The 16,747-nt window shown below is 69.4% G+C and carries 16 protein-coding genes; 13 read left to right on the forward strand and 3 right to left on the reverse strand.

Translation table 11 applies throughout. The features are described from left to right. The 9 genes from phnL (at position 1) to O5O54_RS05795 (ending at position 7,696) form a co-directional block, all read left to right on the forward strand. Positions 1-714, forward strand: a complete 714-nt coding sequence (gene phnL, locus O5O54_RS05755) for a phosphonate C-P lyase system protein PhnL (protein WP_279479782.1) — start codon at positions 1-3, stop codon at positions 712-714. Beyond that, positions 714-1,376, forward strand: a complete 663-nt coding sequence (locus O5O54_RS05760) for a DapH/DapD/GlmU-related protein (protein ID WP_279479784.1) — start codon at positions 714-716, stop codon at positions 1,374-1,376. The genes phnL and O5O54_RS05760 overlap by 1 nt, the downstream gene beginning before the upstream one ends. A gap of 31 nt (positions 1,377-1,407) precedes the next feature. Next, positions 1,408-2,256 carry a phosphonate ABC transporter ATP-binding protein gene (gene phnC, locus O5O54_RS05765; RefSeq protein ID WP_279479786.1) on the forward strand — a complete coding sequence of 283 codons (849 nt, stop codon included), beginning with the start codon at positions 1,408-1,410 and terminating at the stop codon, positions 2,254-2,256. Positions 2,257-2,300: 44 nt separating this feature from the next. Further along, positions 2,301-3,293, forward strand: coding sequence for a phosphonate ABC transporter substrate-binding protein (gene phnD, locus O5O54_RS05770; protein ID WP_279479789.1), 993 nt, complete (start codon positions 2,301-2,303; stop codon positions 3,291-3,293). A gap of 76 nt (positions 3,294-3,369) precedes the next feature. After that, positions 3,370-4,185, forward strand: a complete 816-nt coding sequence (phnE, locus tag O5O54_RS05775; protein WP_279479790.1) for a phosphonate ABC transporter, permease protein PhnE — start codon at positions 3,370-3,372, stop codon at positions 4,183-4,185. Beyond that, the gene (locus tag O5O54_RS05780) at positions 4,185-4,862 is read left to right on the forward strand and encodes a DUF1045 domain-containing protein (protein ID WP_279479792.1); all 678 of its coding nucleotides are present in this window, start codon (positions 4,185-4,187) and stop codon (positions 4,860-4,862) included. The genes phnE and O5O54_RS05780 overlap by 1 nt, the downstream gene beginning before the upstream one ends. Next, on the forward strand, positions 4,859-6,007 hold the full coding sequence (locus O5O54_RS05785; RefSeq protein ID WP_279479793.1) for an alpha-D-ribose 1-methylphosphonate 5-triphosphate diphosphatase: 1,149 nt from the start codon (positions 4,859-4,861) through the stop codon (positions 6,005-6,007). The genes O5O54_RS05780 and O5O54_RS05785 overlap by 4 nt, the downstream gene beginning before the upstream one ends. Further along, a complete protein-coding gene (phnN, locus tag O5O54_RS05790) occupies positions 6,000-6,596 on the forward strand; it encodes a phosphonate metabolism protein/1,5-bisphosphokinase (PRPP-forming) PhnN (RefSeq protein WP_279479795.1) in 597 nt (198 codons plus the stop codon). The genes O5O54_RS05785 and phnN overlap by 8 nt, the downstream gene beginning before the upstream one ends. A gap of 56 nt (positions 6,597-6,652) precedes the next feature. Beyond that, positions 6,653-7,696, forward strand: coding sequence for a zinc-dependent alcohol dehydrogenase family protein (locus O5O54_RS05795; RefSeq protein WP_279479798.1), 1,044 nt, complete (start codon positions 6,653-6,655; stop codon positions 7,694-7,696). 53 nt (positions 7,697-7,749) lie between these two features. Here O5O54_RS05795 and recA read toward each other — a convergent pair whose 3' ends face one another. Further along, positions 7,750-8,823: a recombinase RecA gene (recA, locus tag O5O54_RS05800; RefSeq protein WP_279479799.1), complete on the reverse strand. Its 1,074-nt coding sequence runs from the start codon at positions 8,821-8,823 to the stop codon at positions 7,750-7,752. 166 nt (positions 8,824-8,989) lie between these two features. Here recA and O5O54_RS05805 point away from each other — a divergent pair, with 166 nt between their 5' ends. After that, positions 8,990-9,940, forward strand: a complete 951-nt coding sequence (locus O5O54_RS05805; RefSeq protein WP_279479801.1) for a PfkB family carbohydrate kinase — start codon at positions 8,990-8,992, stop codon at positions 9,938-9,940. Between the two features lie 12 nt (positions 9,941-9,952). Then, a complete protein-coding gene (locus O5O54_RS05810) occupies positions 9,953-10,864 on the forward strand; it encodes a pseudouridine-5'-phosphate glycosidase (protein ID WP_279479803.1) in 912 nt (303 codons plus the stop codon). Between the two features lie 4 nt (positions 10,865-10,868). Here the strand turns inward: O5O54_RS05810 and cckA are convergent, their stop codons facing one another. Beyond that, positions 10,869-13,388, reverse strand: coding sequence for a cell cycle histidine kinase CckA (gene cckA / locus O5O54_RS05815; RefSeq protein ID WP_279479806.1), 2,520 nt, complete (start codon positions 13,386-13,388; stop codon positions 10,869-10,871). Between the two features lie 277 nt (positions 13,389-13,665). Between cckA and O5O54_RS05820 the strand changes: the two genes are divergently transcribed. Beyond that, entirely contained in the window at positions 13,666-15,450 is a 1,785-nt protein-coding gene (locus O5O54_RS05820; protein WP_279479808.1) for a flagellar biosynthetic protein FliO, read from the forward strand. Between the two features lie 69 nt (positions 15,451-15,519). Here O5O54_RS05820 and dksA read toward each other — a convergent pair whose 3' ends face one another. Further along, positions 15,520-15,936, reverse strand: a complete 417-nt coding sequence (gene dksA / locus O5O54_RS05825; RefSeq protein WP_279479812.1) for an RNA polymerase-binding protein DksA — start codon at positions 15,934-15,936, stop codon at positions 15,520-15,522. A 271-nt stretch (positions 15,937-16,207) separates the two neighbouring features. On the opposite strand from dksA, the gene O5O54_RS05830 reads away from it, so the two are divergent. Then, complete coding sequence (locus O5O54_RS05830) at positions 16,208-16,708, forward strand: histidine phosphatase family protein (protein ID WP_279479813.1); 501 nt, start codon at positions 16,208-16,210, stop codon at positions 16,706-16,708. Positions 16,709-16,747: the final 39 nt, after the last annotated feature.

Genomic DNA, 16,747 nt, shown 5'->3' on the forward strand with positions numbered 1-16,747 from the left:
ATGTCCGAACCGCTTCTGTCCGTCGAGGGCGTCGCCAAGTCCTTCACCATGCACCTGCGCGGCGGCGTGACGCTGCCGGTGGTGGAGAACGTCGCCTTCGAGCTCCGGTCCGGGGAATGCGTGGTGCTGGGCGGCCCGTCCGGCGTCGGCAAGAGCTCGATCCTGCGGATGATCTACGGCAACTACGCGGTGGACCGCGGCGCCATCCTGGTGCGCGATGCCGCCGACGGGGCGATGCGCGATCTCGGTGCCGGCGATCCGCGCACGGTCCTGCGGCTGCGCGAGCGCTCCATCGGTTATGTCAGCCAGTTCCTGCGTGCCGTGCCGCGCGCCTCCGCGCTGGAGGTGGTGGCCGATCCGCTGGTGCGGCTCGGCGTTCCGCGCGAGGAAGCGCGCGAGAGGGCGGCCGTCATGCTGCGGCGGCTGAACCTGCCGGAGGCGCTGTTCGAGCTGCCGCCCGCGACCTTCTCCGGCGGCGAGAAGCAGCGCGTCAACATCGCGCGCGGCTTCCTCACGGATCATCCGATCCTCCTCCTCGACGAGCCGACCGCCTCGCTGGACGCGGCCAATCGCGACGTCGTGGTGGCCATGATCCGCGAAAAGCTCGCCCAAGGGGTGGCGATCCTCGGCATCTTCCACGACGAACCGGTGCGCGCGGCGGTCGCCACCCGCATCCTCGACGTGTCCGCCTTCTCGGCGCGGAGCGCCGCGTGATGCCGAAGCTGTCCGAACACGCGCCGCTGATCCACCCGACGGCCGAGATCGAGGCCACGACCTTCGGTCGCTTCACCGAGGTCGAGGCGCGGTCGGTGCTCACCGAGACGGTGCTCGGCGACTATTCCTACGTCATGCAGGACTGCCGCATTTTCGCGGCCCACATCGGCAAGTTCGCCAACATCGCCGCGAGCGTGCGCATCAACGCCACCAACCACCCGACCTGGCGCGCGACGCTGCACCATTTCACCTATCGCGCCGGCGACTATTTCGAGGGCGCCGCCGACGAGGCGGACTTCTTCGAGGCTCGCCTCCGCAACGTCGTGACGATCGGGCACGACGTCTGGATCGGCCACGGGGCCACCGTTCTGCCGGGTGTCACGATCGGAAACGGCGCGGTGGTCGGCTCCGGCGCCGTGGTAACGCGCGACGTCGCTCCCTACACGATCGTCGGCGGCGTCCCCGCAAGGCCGATCCGCGACCGGTTCGAGCCGGTCGTCGGGACCCGGATGGACGCGCTGGCCTGGTGGGACTGGCCGCACGAGACGCTGCACGCGGCCCTGGAGGACTTCCGCCGGCTCGACGCGAAGGCCTTCCTCGGCCGCTACGAAGGCGTCATCGAACCTTCATCCGCCCGTCACGCGAACCGCATCGCCTCGTGACACTGTCCGCCAAACCGGAAGGACGAACCGTATGACGGCAATCTCGGTATCCCACCTGTCGAAGCGCTTCGGCTCGACCCAGGCTCTTTCGGACATCGATCTGTCGATCCAGGCCGGCGAGATGGTGTGCCTCATCGGCGCCTCTGGCTCGGGCAAGTCGACGCTGATCCGGCACATCGCAGGGCTGGAAACCGGCGACGGGGCGGAAAGCCGGGTGTCGATCTTCAACACGCCGACCCAGGCCGGCGGGCGCATCCTTCCCGGCATGCGGGCGCGGCGGCGGGACGTGTCGATCCTGTTCCAGCAGTTCAACCTCGTCACGCGCCTGTCGGTGCTCACCAACGTCCTGATCGGAAAGCTCGGCGGCATCCCGCGCTGGCGCGGCACGTTCGGCCTGTTCAACGCCGCCGAGCGGGAGGTCGCGAAAAGTGCCCTCGCCCGTGTCGGCATCGACCAGGTGTTCCGCCAGCGCGCCTCGACGCTGTCGGGCGGCCAGCAGCAGCGCGCCGCCATCGCGCGCACGCTGGTGCAGAAGTCACGCATCCTGATCGCCGACGAGCCGATCGCCTCCCTCGACCCCGCCTCGGCGCGGCGGGTGATGGACATCCTCGCCGAGATCAACCGCACCGACGGAATCACGGTCCTCGTGTCGCTGCATCAGGTGGAATACGCGCGGCGCTACTTCCCGCGCACGGTCGCCATGCGGGACGGGCGGATCGTCTTCGACGGCCCGTCCAGCGCCCTCACCAACGCCTTCCTGTCCGAGCTCTACGGCGCGGCCTCGGAGGAACTCGTCCTGCCGGAAGCCCCGGTAGCGCCCACGGAGCACCGGCCCGGGCCTGTTCCGCACAAGCGGCTCGGAGCCTTCGAGCCGGCCTAAACCCCGACAAGAAGCCCAACCACCTTTCACCATCGGAGACGACAATGAACGCGATCCTCAAGGGTCTGGCGGCGCTCGCGCTCGCCTCGACGTTTGCCGGCACGGCCCTCGCCGAAACCATCAGTTTCGGCATCATCTCGACCGAGTCGCAGCAGAACCTGCGCACCAAGTGGCAGCCGTTCCTGGACGACATGGAGAAGCAGACGGGTCTCGAGATCGAGCCCTTCTTCGCCACCGACTATGCCGGCGTCATCGAGGGCATGCGCTTCGGCAAGGTGCAGATGGGCTGGTTCGGCAACAAGTCGGCCATGGAAGCCGTCGACCGCGCCAACGGCGAGGTCTTCGCGCAGACCGTGCCCGACAACGGCGAGCCGGGCTATTATTCGCTGATCCTGGCGCCCAAGGACTCTCCGCTGAACAGCGTGGACGACCTCCTGACGTGCGACAAGTCGCTGAACTTCGGCCTCGGCGACCCGAACTCGACCTCCGGCTATCTCGTGCCGATGACCTTCGTGTTTGGCGCCAAGGGCGTCGATCCGAAGACCTGCTTCAAGACGGTGACCAACGCCAACCACGAGACCAACGCGATGGGCGTTGCCAACGGCCAGCTCGATGCGGCCGCCAACAACACCGAGAACATGGCGCTGATCGAAAAGAACCAGCCGGCGGCCTTCGCCAAGACCAAGGTGATCTGGAAGTCGCCGCTGATCCCGTCGGACCCGCTGGTCTGGTCGAAGGACCTCTCCGCCGAGACCAAGGACAAGCTGCGCGCCTTCGTCCTCGACTACGGCACCGACCGGACCAAGGGCGACAAGGCCGAAGAGCTGAAGACGCTGGCGGGCCTCGAATGGGCGCCGTTCCGCGCGTCCACCGACGACCAGCTCCTGCCCATCCGCGTGATGGAAGTGTCGAAGTCGATGGCTCAAGTTCAGAGCGACGCCTCGCTCGCCGCCGACGCCAAGGCCGCCAAGCTCAAGGAGCTGGAGGAGAAGAAGGCCGGCTACGAGGCCAAGCTGGCCGCCGCGCCGCAGGGCTGATCTCGGCCGACCCACCATCCGCCGCCGCGCCGATCTTGCGCCGCGGCGGCGGACCCCACGGATCGAAGGACCCGTCATGACCCAGGCTCCGACCGCGACCGCCCCTTCCGACGCCGCCCTCGAGGCGGCTGCGCCGAAACGATCCTGGCTCGACCTCGCCATCTGGGTCGGCCTGGTATCGGCCCTCGTGTGGAGCTGGGGTCCGGCCGACATGAGCCGTTGGACCTATCTCTTCACCGATTCCGGCAACATGGCGGAATACGCCTCCGGCTTTCTGTCGCCGGACTTCTCGGACTGGCGCTACTACCTCTCGGAAATGGTGGTGACGGTGCAGATCGCCATCTGGGGCACGTTCCTCTCCGTGCTCCTGTCGATCCCCTTCGGCATCCTCTCGGCCGGCAACATGGCGCCCTGGTGGCTTCACCAGCCGGCGCGCCGCCTGATGGACCTGTTCCGGGCGATCCACGAGGTGGTGTTCGCCGTGCTCTTCGTCGTGGCGGTCGGCCTCGGGCCGTTCGCCGGCGTCATGGCGCTCTTCATCCACACGACGGGCATCCTCGCCAAGCTCTTCTCCGAGGCGGTCGAGGCGATCGATCCGCGCCCGGTCGAGGCGATCCGCACCACCGGCGCCTCGCGGCTGCAGGAGATCATCTTCGGCGTCATCCCGCAGGTGCTGCCGCTCTGGATTTCCTTCTCGCTCTACCGGCTGGAATCCAACGTGCGCGCCGCCACGGTTCTCGGCGTGATCGGTGCGGGCGGCATCGGGCAGGTGCTGTTCGAGACGATCCGGGGCTTCTATTATCCCCAGGCCTCGGCCATCCTCATCATCATCGTCGCCACCGTCACGGTCATGGACCTCATCTCCCAAACCCTGCGCAAGCGCGTCATCTGATGCGGGCCGCGATCTACTTCACCCCGCCGCGCGATGCGGAGCTGACGCGTCTCGCTGCCCAATGGCTCGGGCGCGACTCCTTTACGCGCGATGCCGCCATGCCGGGCGACCCGCTGGTGACCGAGCCCGCGCGCTACGGCTTCCATGCGACGATGAAGCCGCCGTTCCGGCTGGCCGAGGGGCGCACGCTGAATGAACTCGACGCGGCGCTCGCCGCCTTCTGCTCGCGAACGCGGGCGACCGAAATCCGGAAGCTCGCGCTGCGCCGGATCGGGCGCTTCTTCGCGCTCGTGCCCGACGGGTCGGAGCCGGACCTCGCGGCGCTCGCGGACGAGACGGTGCGCCGCTTCGAGCCGTTCCGCGCGCCGCTCACCGAGGCCGAGACGGCCCGCCGGGCGCCCGAGCGCCTTACGGAGCGACAGCGTGCCCTTCTGGCGCAGTGGGGCTACCCTTACGTCTTCGAGGAGTTCCGCTTCCACATGACCCTGACAGGTCCGGTCGCGGACGAGGAGGCCGAGGTCGTCGAGGCGCGGCTCACGGAGCGCTTCGCGCCCGTCATCTGTCGCGCCCTACCGATCGACGGCCTCGCCCTCTTCGTCGAGGACGCGCCTGGAATGGCGTTCCGCGTCCACGCCCTTCATCCCCTCCTTTCCGCATCCCGAACGAGTTCGACATGAGCAGCCTTCCGACCGAAGAGGTCTTCACCAACGCCCGCATCGTCCTCGACGACGAGGTCCTGCACGGCAGCGTGCTGGTCCGCGACGGGCGGATCGCGGACGTGTCGGAAGGCACCGCGCGCAACGGATTGGACTGCGCCGGCGACCACATCCTGCCGGGCCTCGTGGAACTCCACACCGACCACCTCGAAGGACACTACCTGCCGCGGCCCAAGGTGCGCTGGAACATCCACGCCGCGCTCCAGGCGCACGACGCGCAGGTCGCGGGCTCGGGCATCACCACCGTTTTCGACGCCCTGCGCGTCGGCATGGACGAGGACGCCGCGCTCGGCTCCAAGGACATGGCGGACATGGCCGACGCCATCACCGAGGCAACGGCGGACGACCGCTTACGCGCCGAGCACTTCATCCACCTGCGCTGCGAGGTCTCGGCGCCGGACGTCATTCCCGCTTTCGAGCGGCTGGCGGGCAACGGGCGCGTGCGTCTCGCCTCGTTGATGGACCATGCACCGGGACAGCGGCAGTTCGTGGATCTGCAGACCTATCGCACCTACTATCAGGGCAAGATGCGGATGACGGACGCCGAGTTCGACCGCTTCTGCGCGCGGCGCATCGCGGAATCGGAAGCCAACTCGCCTCGCAGCCGCCGGACGATCGCCGACCGGTGCCGCGAGGCCGGGATCACCCTGGCGAGCCACGACGACGCCACCGCAGACCATGTCGAGGAGAGCCGCGATCTCGGCATCGCGCTCGCCGAATTCCCAACCACGCTGGAAGCCGCGCGCCTGTCGCGCGAGGCGGGGCTTTCGGTGCTGATGGGGGCGCCCAACGTCGTGCGCGGCGGCTCGCACTCGGGCAACGTCTCGGCCAAGGATCTCGTGGAGATCGGCGTCCTCGACGTTCTATCATCGGACTACGTGCCTTTCAGCCTGATCCAGGCGACGTTCCTCCTCGCGGGCTCGATCGGCCTGCCCGAGGCGGCGGCCATGGTGACGCGCACGCCCGCGCGCGTGGCGAACCTCGACGATCGCGGGGCCATACGGCCCGGACTGCGCGCGGACCTCATCCGCGTGCGGGCGGAAGTTGGCGCGGCGGTGCCGCCCGTGGTGCGCAGCGTCTGGCGCGAGGGCCGGCGCGTTGCATGAGGGCGGACGCGGTGCCGGGCTGCTGGTGGCCGTGGTCGGCCCCAGCGGCGCGGGCAAGGATACGCTGATCAGGCTGGCCTTCCGGGACTTGGCCGGTCACCCGCGCATCCGTCTGGCCCGGCGGGTGATCACGCGGGCCTGCGACGGCGGGTCGGAGGATCACGACAGCCTTGACCCCGACGGCTTCGCGGCGGCGGAGGCGGCGGGCGCGTTCTGCCTGACCTGGCGGGCGCACGGACTCGCCTATGCCCTGCCCCGCTCGGTGGAGGACGGGGTGCGCGGCGGCGCGGTCGTGGTGGCCAACCTCTCCCGCCGCTCGCTCGGCGAGGCGAACGCGCGCTTCGGCGGGATCGCGGTCGTGGAGATCACGGCACCGCGCGACGTGCTGGTCCAGCGCATCGCGGCGCGCGGACGGGAGACGCCCGTTGAGATCGAGGCGCGCCTGGCGCGGCAGGTTGGGCTGGAGATGCCGCAGGGCGCGCGGGGTCTCCTGCGGATCGACAACGGCGGGGCGGCCGAGACCGGCGCCGAGCGGTTGCGCCGTCATCTTCTGGCGCTTTGCGATCACGAGGTGCCCGCGGAGGCTTGACGCGTCCTGCCGGTTGGGCTCGACAGGCAGGCGTGACCCAAGAGGACGCGCACGCCATGAAAGCCATGATCTTCGAACGTTTCGGGACCGCGCCGGAGGTGCGCGAGGTGCCCGATCCCTCGCCCGCGCCGGACGGCGTGGTGATCGAGGTCATGGCGACCGGCCTTTGCCGCAGCGACTGGCACGGCTGGGTCGGCCACGACACCGACATCCGCCTGCCGCACGTGCCGGGCCACGAGTTCGCCGGCGTCGTCGCGGCGGTCGGCTCGCAGGTGAAGGGGTTCCGCGTCGGCGAGCGGGTGACGGTGCCGTTCATCGCGGCCTGCGGGCACTGCCGCGAGTGCCACGCGGGGCATCAGCAGGTCTGCGAGGCGCAGTTCCAGCCGGGCTTCACGCATTGGGGCTCGTTTGCCGAATTCGTCGCCATCGACCGCGCGGACAACAATCTGGTGCGCCTGCCCGAGGCGATGGACTTCCAGACGGCCGCGAGCCTCGGCTGCCGCTTCGCAACCTCGTTCCGGGCCGTCGCCGACCAGGGGCGCGTGCGCGGCGGCGAGTGGGTGGCGGTGCACGGCGCGGGCGGCGTCGGCCTCTCGGCCGTCATGATCGCCGCAGCGCTCGGCGCGCGGGTGGTGGCGATCGACGTCGCGGACAGCAAGCTCGCGCTCGCGCGGGCCATGGGCGCGGCGGCGACGGTCAACGCGCGCGAGGTGACGGACGTCGTCGAGGCCGTGCGCGAGATCACCGGCGGCGGCGCCCACGTCTCGCTCGACGCGCTCGGGCATCCCGAGACCTGCTACAATTCCGTCGCCAACCTGCGCCGTCGGGGCCGCCACGTGCAGGTCGGGCTGATGCTCGCGGAGAACGCGCGGGCCTCGATCCCCATGGCGCAGGTCATCGCCCACGAACTCGAGATCTACGGCAGCCACGGCATGCAGTCCTGGCGCTACGACGCCATGCTGGAGATGATCCTGGCGGGAACGCTTCGCCCGGACCGGCTGATCGGCGAGACCCTGTCGCTGGAGGACGCCGTACCGGCGCTGGTGGCGATGGGGTCGCAGGCGCCGGACGGGATCGCGATGATCGATCCGAGGCGCTGACCACCAACAGCGGACATGAAAAAGGGCGCCTCGCGGCGCCCTTTTTCAGTGCATCACTCCACGTCGTCGTTCGGGTCCGGCCCGCCGTTCTCCAGCATCTGCTCGGCGATGAGACCGGCGTTCTGGCGGATGGCGGCCTCGATCTCGTTCGCCACGGCGGGATTGTCGCGCAGGAACTGCTTGGCGTTCTCGCGGCCCTGGCCGAGCCGCTGCGAACGGTAGGAGAACCAGGCGCCGGACTTCTCGACCATGCCGGCCTTGACGCCGAAGTCGATCAGCTCGCCGAGCTTGGAGACGCCCTCGCCGTACATGATGTCGAACTCGACCTGCTTGAACGGCGGCGCGAGCTTGTTCTTCACGACCTTCACGCGGGTCTGGTTGCCCGTCACCTCGTCCCGGTCCTTGATCGAGCCGATGCGGCGGATGTCGAGACGCACCGAGGCATAGAACTTCAGCGCGTTGCCGCCCGTCGTCGTCTCCGGCGAGCCGTAGGAGATGCCGATCTTCATGCGGATCTGGTTGATGAAGATGACCATGCACTTGGAGCGCGAGATCGAGCCCGTCAGCTTGCGCAGCGCCTGGCTCATCAGGCGGGCCTGGAGGCCGGGCAGCGAGTCGCCCATCTCACCCTCGATCTCGGCACGCGGGGTGAGCGCGGCGACCGAGTCGACCACCAGAACGTCGATCGCGCCCGAGCGCACCAGCGTATCGACGATCTCAAGCGCCTGCTCGCCCGTGTCGGGCTGCGAGATCAGGAGGTTGTCGAGATCGACGCCGAGCTTGCGGGCGTAGACCGGATCGAGCGCGTGCTCGGCGTCCACGAAGGCGCAGACGCCGCCGGCCTTCTGCGCCTCGGCGACGGTGTGGAGCGCGAGGGTCGTCTTGCCCGAGGATTCCGGGCCGTAGATCTCGACGATGCGGCCCTTGGGCAGACCGCCGACGCCGAGCGCGATGTCGAGGCCGAGCGAGCCGGTGGAGACCGTCTCGATGTCGAGCTTCTCGGTCGCGCCGAGACGCATGATCGAGCCCTTGCCGAAGGCACGCTCGATCTGCGACAGGGCTGCGTCGAGCGCCTTTGTTTTGTCCACCGATGTATCCTCAACGAGACGGAGTGAATTCTGGGCCATGGGGCAGGACCTTATTCCATGAGGAATGTTGGGGTGCAACGTGATTGGCGTGGTTCATCATGTACTCTTTTTGTTCTCATTCCGCAAGGGATGATCGCTCTTTGTTCTCGTTTTCCGGCCGCGATTCGGGTCTGGGTTGCACCGGTCGATGGTTGATGAAGCGTTAATGGCGGGAGGGGCCGATTTTCCCCATGTCGTGCTCGTCGGAGCCGCGCATCTCGACCGCATCGCGGTCAGCGACGCGGCGTTCCAGCCGGGCTGTTCGAACCCGGGACGCGTGATCGAACGGCTCGGGGGCGCGTCGTTCAACGCGGCGCTCGCCCTTCGCGCCTTCGGCGCCCGCACTCACCTCGTCAGCGCCTGCGGGGGCGACGCGGTGGCGGAGCGGATCGGCGTGGAACTGGACCTCGCCGGCATCGCGGACGCGCGAATCTCATGGCTCGACCGGCGCTCCGCGACCTACACGGCGCTCGTGGACGCGTCCGGCGATCTCGTCGGCGGTGTCGCCGACATGGCGATCTACGAACGGCTCGTGCCGCGCGTCCTGTCCCGCCGCCACCTGAAGGACCTGTTCGGCTCGGCGGACGGTCTGCTGGTGGACGCCAACCTTCCCGCGGACGCGCTTGAGCACCTCGCGTCTTGCGAGCCAGGCAAGCCGGTGGCCGCCATCGCCGTTTCGCCGGCCAAGGCCGCGCGCCTTCGCGGGGCGCTGCCGGATCTTTCCATCCTGTTCGCCTCCCGCGCAGAGGCAGCCCGACTGTTCGATCTCGAGGGCGACGCGACGGACGTTGCGATCGTGAACGCCATCGCCGAGACCGGCCTGCCGCGCGCGGTGATCACCGACGGTCCGCGCCCGGTCCTCGTGATCGCCGACGGCAAGGCGCTGCGGCAAGCGCCCCCGCCGGTCGACAGCATCGCCGATGTCGTCGGAGCCGGCGACACGCTGGCGGGGACCGCGTTCCATGCGACCCTGTCCGGCCGCCCGCTCGTCGATGCGGTGCGCACCGGCCTCGTCGCGGCTTCCCTTCGCATCACCACGGGGCTCACCGAAGCCTCGGCGGCACGTGCGCCATCCCTCGCCGATGCCCTTCCCGCGCCGCAACCCATAACCGCCTGACGGAGACCGATCGTGTCGCAACCCTTTGTCTGTTCGAAACCCGTCGAGGCCGCGCTCGCCGCCGGGCGCCCCGTGGTCGCGCTGGAATCCACCATCATCACGCACGGCATGCCCTGGCCGCAGAACGTCGAGATGGCGCGCGGCGTGGAGGCCCTGATCCGCGCGGAAGGCGCCGAGCCGGCGACGATCGTGGTGTTGGATGGCGTCCTTCGCATCGGGCTGACGGACGAGGAACTCGTGACGCTGGGCCAGACCCAAGGCGCGATGAAACTGTCGCGCGCCGACCTCGCCTTCGCGATGACCACCGGCCGAACCGGCTCCACCACGGTCGCCGCCACGATGATCGCGGCGGCGCTCGCGGGGATCGGGGTGTTCGCCACGGGCGGCATCGGCGGCGTGCATCGCGGGGCGGAAACGAGCTTCGACGTGTCGGCCGATCTCGACGAGCTGGCGCGGACGCCGGTCACCGTGGTCTGCGCTGGAGCCAAGGCGATCCTCGATCTTCCCAAGACGTTCGAGGTCCTGGAGACGAAGGGCGTGCCTGTGGTCGGCTACGGCGTGGACGAGATCCCGTCCTTCTGGTCGCGGCGCTCAGGGATTCCTGCGCCCCTGCGGCTGGACACGCCGGAGGCCATCGCCGCCTTCCAGAAGACGCGGGAAACGCTGGCTCTGGGCGGCGGTGTGCTGGTCGCCAATCCGCTGCCTCTGGAAGACGAGATCGACCAGTCCACCGTGGACGGCTGGATCGCCGCGGCGCTGGCCGATGCGGATGCGCAGGGCATTCGGGCGAAGGAGGTGACGCCCTTCCTGCTCGGGCGCATGTTTGAGTTGAGCGGCGGGCGCTCGCTCGAAGCCAACATCGCGCTGGTGCGCTCCAACGCGCGGCTCGCCGCCCGCATCGCGGTGGCTCGCGCGGCCGCCTGACGCCTTACTCCTCCAGCGCTTCCTTGACCGCCACGGCGAGTTCGCGCAGCGAGAAGGGCTTGGGCAGGAAGCCGAACTTCTCGCCTTCGGGAAGGTTCTTGGCGAAGGCGTCCTCGGCATAGCCGGAGACGAAGATGAACTTGAGGTCCGGCCGCTGCTTGCGCATCTCGCGCAGGAGGGTCGGGCCGTCCATCTCGGGCATCACGACGTCGGAGACGACGAGATCGACCTTGCCGTCGATCTCCTCCATGACTTCCAGGGCTTCCAGGCCGCTGGATGCCTCGTGGACCTCGTAGCCGCGCATCTTGAGGGCACGCACATTGCCGGCGCGCACGTTGTCCTCGTCCTCGACCAGAAGGATCGTGGCGGTGCCGGAGAGATCCTGCTTGGCGTTGGAGGCGGCGGGGGCTTGCGCCTCGCCCTTCAGCGCGGGCGTCTCGACCGGGATATGGCGCGGCAGGAAAATGCGGAAGGTCGTGCCCTCGCCCGGTTTGGTCTCGACGAAGATCGAGCCGCCGGACTGCTTCACGATGCCGTAGACCATGGACAGGCCGAGACCCGTGCCCTTGCCGATCTCCTTGGTCGTGAAGAAAGGCTCGAAGATCCGCTCCGCCACATCGGCCGGCATTCCGCTGCCGGTGTCCGAGACTTCCATCAGCACGTAGTCGCCCTCGCCGAGCTCGCTGTAGCCGAACTGGGCGGCCTCCGACGCCGGTACGTTGCGCGTCGCGATGGTGACGCGGCCATTGGCGGACATGGCGTCGCGTGCGTTCTGGACGAGGTTGGTGACGACCTGCTCGAACTGGCCGATATCGGCCATGACGGGCCACAGGTCGCGCGCGTGCTGGCGCTCCAGCTTCACATGGTCGCCCGAGATGCGCTTCAGGAGAAGGTGCATGTCGGCGACGACGTCCGTCAGATTCAGCATCTTGGGACGCATGGTCTGGCGGCGGGAATAGGCCAGGAGCTGGCGGACCAGCGAAGCGGCGCGGTTGGCGCTCTGCTTGATCAGGAGGAGGTCCTGGAACGACGGGTCGCCGGTGCGGTGGTTGAGGAGCAGGAAGTCCACCGAGGCCGTGATGATGGTCAGGACGTTGTTGAAGTCGTGGGCGATGCCGCCGGCCAGGTTGCCGATCGCCTGCATGCGCTGCGCCTTGGCGAACTGGTCCTCCAGTGTGCGCTGCTGCGTGATGTCCACGCCGTAAAGGATCGCCACCTCGCCCGAGCCGTCGCTGATGTCGGCGTTGGCGCTGAGATACAGCCGCGCCGAGCGGGGCGGCTCGCCGACGATGTCGGCATCCATCGAGGGAATGCCGGCCTGACCGCGCATCGCGGCGGCGACCGCCTGGCGCAGCGCCTCGCGGTTCTCGTCGCGCAGGCAGTCGGACACCGCCTGACGCCCGAGCGCCGCGTCGTCTCCGAAAAGGTTGGCGAAGGCGGCGTTGGCGCGCTTCACGCGACCGCTCGCGTCGAGCGCGGCGATCGCCATGGGCGAGGAGTTGAAGAAGCGGGTAAAGCGGATTTCGGCCGCGCGCAGGGCGTTCTCGTCGTCGCCGCGCGGCGTGCGGTCGAGGACGAGCGTGCGGGTGAGGCCCGGTGCGCCGTCGGCGGTGCGCGTGGAGTTGCGCAGGAGGCGCACCGGCAGGCGCTGGCCCGTGGCGGTCACGAGGTCGAGGTCGAAGGTCTCGACGGTGCCGGGCGCGCCCGGCTCGCCCGCGCGGCGAAGGAAGCTCGAGGCGCTCTCGCCCAGATAATCCGCGATCGAGCGCGAATAGGGTTTGAAGGTCGCCAGGTCCAGGGACAGCCAGTCCGCCAGCGTCGCGTTGATGTAGGCGATGCGCCCGCCCTCGTCGGCGGCGAAGAAGCCGGCCGGCGCGTGATCGAGATAGTCGATCGCATGCTGCAGGTTCTTGAAGAAGGACTCCTGCTCCTCGCGCTCGGGCGTGATGTCGGTGATCTGCCAGAGCTGCAGGCCCGCCGCCTCGCTGCCGAACGGGCCGACGGAGGCGCGGTACCAATGAGGCGAGGACGGCCCGGTGCTGCCGAGCTTGCGCGTCAGGCGGAATTCCTCCTGACCGGTCTGGTTCTCGCGCGCCAGATTGGCCAGCCGGTAGATCGCCTCGGACGCTTCCGCCTCGCGCGACAGGAGCCGCTCCAGGCTGCGGACGGACGCCGCGCCGGCCGCACCGGTCTCCTCGCCATAGGCGCGATTGGCATAGACGATACGTCCCTTGCGGTCGGTCACCAGCATGCCGGTCGGCAGGGAGTTCAGGGCCTCGCGTGCGATGTCGGCGCCCATCTCGCGTGGGCCGATATGGACGAAGCCGAGCGCCACGGCGAACACGGCCGCGATGCCGCACATGGCCAGAATCGCGAACATGCCGAGAAGCGCGATCGTGCCGTAGGCGTGGCCCAGCAGCGCCAGGGTCGCCGCGAAGACGAAGACGAAGCCGGCGAGGAACAGGAGACGGCGGACGCCGCTCGAGTCGGAACGGCCGTCGATCAGGGGTTTGTCGCTCGTCATCGGCGCGGCCGAAGGCATGTGGTCCACAGGTGACGTTCCATATGCGAAAGATCGACCCTTCCGAGGCAAAGCCGAACAGATTAGAGCGGGAGGGCTCGGGCACGAGAATCTGTCGAATTTGCGCCATGCGCAATCCTCCGACATGATGACACGGCACTATGTTCCCAAGCTGACGCGGCGCTGGAGCGACGCGGGACGTACGCTAAATACAGAAATGACGCCGCGCGACCGGAACACAGGCTCCGATCGGTCCCGGTGAGCCGAGAGGATATGGTACATGCGTGAGTGGCTCGCGAGCATCGTCGGCGAAAGCCTGGCACCGATCATGACGGTGATTCTGGCGGCCGCGCTCGTCGTGCTCCTGGCGCTGGTGCTGATTGGGCTGGCCAAGCGCGTCTTCGCCGGAAGCGGCGGCATCGGCGGGCGCTCGCGGGCGCCGCGGCTGGCCGTGCTCGACATGGCGGCGGTGGACCCGAAGCGTAAGCTCGTGCTGGTGCGGCGGGACGACGTCGAGCACCTGATCCTGATCGGCGGGCAGAACGACCTCGTGGTTGAGCCCGGCATCGTGCGCGGCCAGGCGCGCCGGGTACGCCAGGAGCCGGGTTTCGGCGAGGCCGAACGCGCCGGCGCGCCGCAGCCGCAACAGCCGCCCCTGCCCCATCGCCGGATTCCCAAGCCTTCGTCGCAGCCTGTTCCCAGCGACGCGCAGGCGCCGGGCGTTTCTCCGCCGATCGCTCCCGTCGCCGAGCCGCGTCAGGTCCCCGTGCCGGAAGCGGCCCGTGCGCCGGCTATTGTGCCCGACCGCGCACCGGCGCCCGAGGAGCGCGCCCGGCCCGTAGCTCCGCCCATCGCGCCGCCGGTCGAGCCGGCGAGCGAGGAGCCCCGGCCGGAGCGGAACGCTCCTCCCATCGTGCCGCCGGTCTCGATCGGCGCGCCGCCCGTCGAGGCCCCGGTTCGGGCGACCGAGCCGGAGGTTCGAACCGAGCGACGCGACCCAGTCGAGCCTGTCCAGCCCGCCCGCCGGGCGGAGGATCCGGCCAGACCCGTGCAGCCCCCGCAGCCGCAGCCGCCGCGAGCCGCGCCTCCGATAGTCGCGCCCGAGCCGCCGCGCCGAGCGGACCCGCCATTCCCGGCGCAGCGCCAGCCCGAGCGCGTGGAGCCCGTCGCAGCGTCCCCGGAGCCTGTCCGCACCGTCGCGCCTCCGCCGGTCGCCCCGCGCCCGGCGCCTCCGGTGCCCGCTTCGACGACGACGCCCGCGTTCGCCCAGACGCCTCAGCTTCCCGCCGCGACCGCCCCTGTCGCGCCGCCCCTGCCGACGCCGCAACCTGCGCCCGCAGCCGCTCAACCGGCCGCTCCGGCTCCGGTCGCGCCGCCCGTTTTGCCACCTGTTTCGCCACCCCCGGTACCGGCTGCCCCGTTGCCGCGTTCGATGGCGACGCCGACGCTGCCGCAACTCTCGCGCGCGACGCCGGTGGCGCCCCCCGTCTCCGCACCGCCTCGCGTCGAGCCCGACGTGACGCCCGCCCGCTCGCTTTGGTCGACGGCTCCGAGTGTCCCCGCGCCGGTCGTTTCGCCCCCGAACCCACCGGAGCGCGTCGCGCCGCCCGAGCTCGGCACGTCGCCTCAAGCGGGATCGCCGATCGCGCCTGCGACGCCGAGGCCGGACCCGGTGGCAACGCCGGTTCGCTGGCCCACCGCTCCCATCGCGCCCCGCCAGGACGAGACCGCGAAGGCCGAAGTCGGGTTCGCAGGTCCTTCGACGCAGACGCCGGAACCCGCGCCGGAGCCGGCGCCGGCGCCCCTGTCCGTCCGCAGCTTCGCCACGACGATCCAGGAGCGGCGGACGCCGACGCCACCCGAAGCCCCCGCGGTCCAGCCCACGCGAGCCGTGGCGCCTCCGGAGCCCGAGCAGGCGCGCGCGCCCGTGGCTCCGGCGGCACAACCCCGCACGGAGGCTACCGCTCCGGAGGCGCCGAGCGAGGACACACGCGTTTTGACGCTCGAGGAGGAGATGGAGCGCCTCCTCCACGACTTCACGATCGACGTGTCCGAGCGCCGCTGAGGCGCGAGACGAGATCAAACGAAAACGGGCCGCTTGCGCGGCCCGTTTTCGTTTCTCCCAATGTCTCGTCTACTCGTCCCGGTAGACCTTCTCGCGGCGCTCATGACGCTCCTGCGCCTCCAGCGACAGCGTGGCGATCGGGCGGGCGTCGAGACGGCGCAGGCTGATCGGCTCGCCCGTTTCCTCGCAGTAGCCATAGGTGCCGTCGTCGATGCGCTCGATCGCCGCGTCGATCTTTGCGATCAGCTTGCGCTGGCGGTCTCGGGCGCGGAGCTCGATGGCGCGGTCGGTCTCGGAGGAGGCACGATCTGCCGCATCGGCCAGATTGGCGTTCTCGCTTGCCAGAGCTTCCAGCGTCTCGCGCGATTCCCGGAGAATGTCCGCCTTCCAGTTCAGGAGCTTCTTGCGGAAGTACTCCTTCTGGCGGTCATTCATGAAGGCCCCGTCTTCCGGCAAACCGGTTCCCAACGGAAGGGTTTCAATCATGCGGATCCTCCATCTACGCCGTGGCCGGGCTTATAGCGAGCGTTGAAGAGAGCGACAAGCTCGTGTTCGCCAGGGTCTCCAACGCATATCCTTTGGCTAAACTGCGATAATCGCAGCGGATTTGTGACCTTCCGGTGAACGGGCCGAGCAGGTCTCGACATCGTGTCGTCAGCCTGAGGGGATCGAAGGATGCAGCCGGCGGTTGCAGGGCGCCACATACGCCTTTCGACCGAATCTCGACCCGGCGACGGACATGCCCTATCGAAGAATCATGACGTTTGGACAGACGATCCACATTCTGCGCCATGCGCACTCGTCCTGGGCCGTACCGGGCCAGCGGGACCACCAGCGCGTGCTCGACGATCGCGGCCGCAAGGACGCGGCACGCCTGGCAGCGAGCCTCGGCGAAACGGCGTCGCGCATCGAGCGCGTAGTCTGCTCGACGGCGGTGCGCGCGCGCCAGACGCTGGATCTCGTCCGAAAGGCCCTTCCGCCCTCGGCAGAGGTGCGGTTCAGCGACGACCTCTATGCGCTCGGGGCGAAAGCCTACGAGGCGGAGATCCGCTCGCATTCCGGGTCGGGCGATCTCCTGCTCGTCGGACACAACCCGACCATCGAAGACCTGGTGTTCCAGCTGTGCGAGACGGAGAGCGCCGCCCTGCGAGAGGCCCGCGCGGGCGTCGGCACGGCCAACTGGCTGGTGATCGACCGGGAGGCCGACGGCGCCGAGGGCACGACGCGCGGGGTGCTGCGAACCATCCTGAGACCGTAAGCCATCTCCCGATCTGTCGAAGGCCGGGTGCGCCGACTA

Origin of the sequence: Aureimonas sp. SK2, assembly GCF_029813115.1 — a bacterium.
GTDB lineage: Bacteria > Pseudomonadota > Alphaproteobacteria > Rhizobiales > Rhizobiaceae > Aureimonas.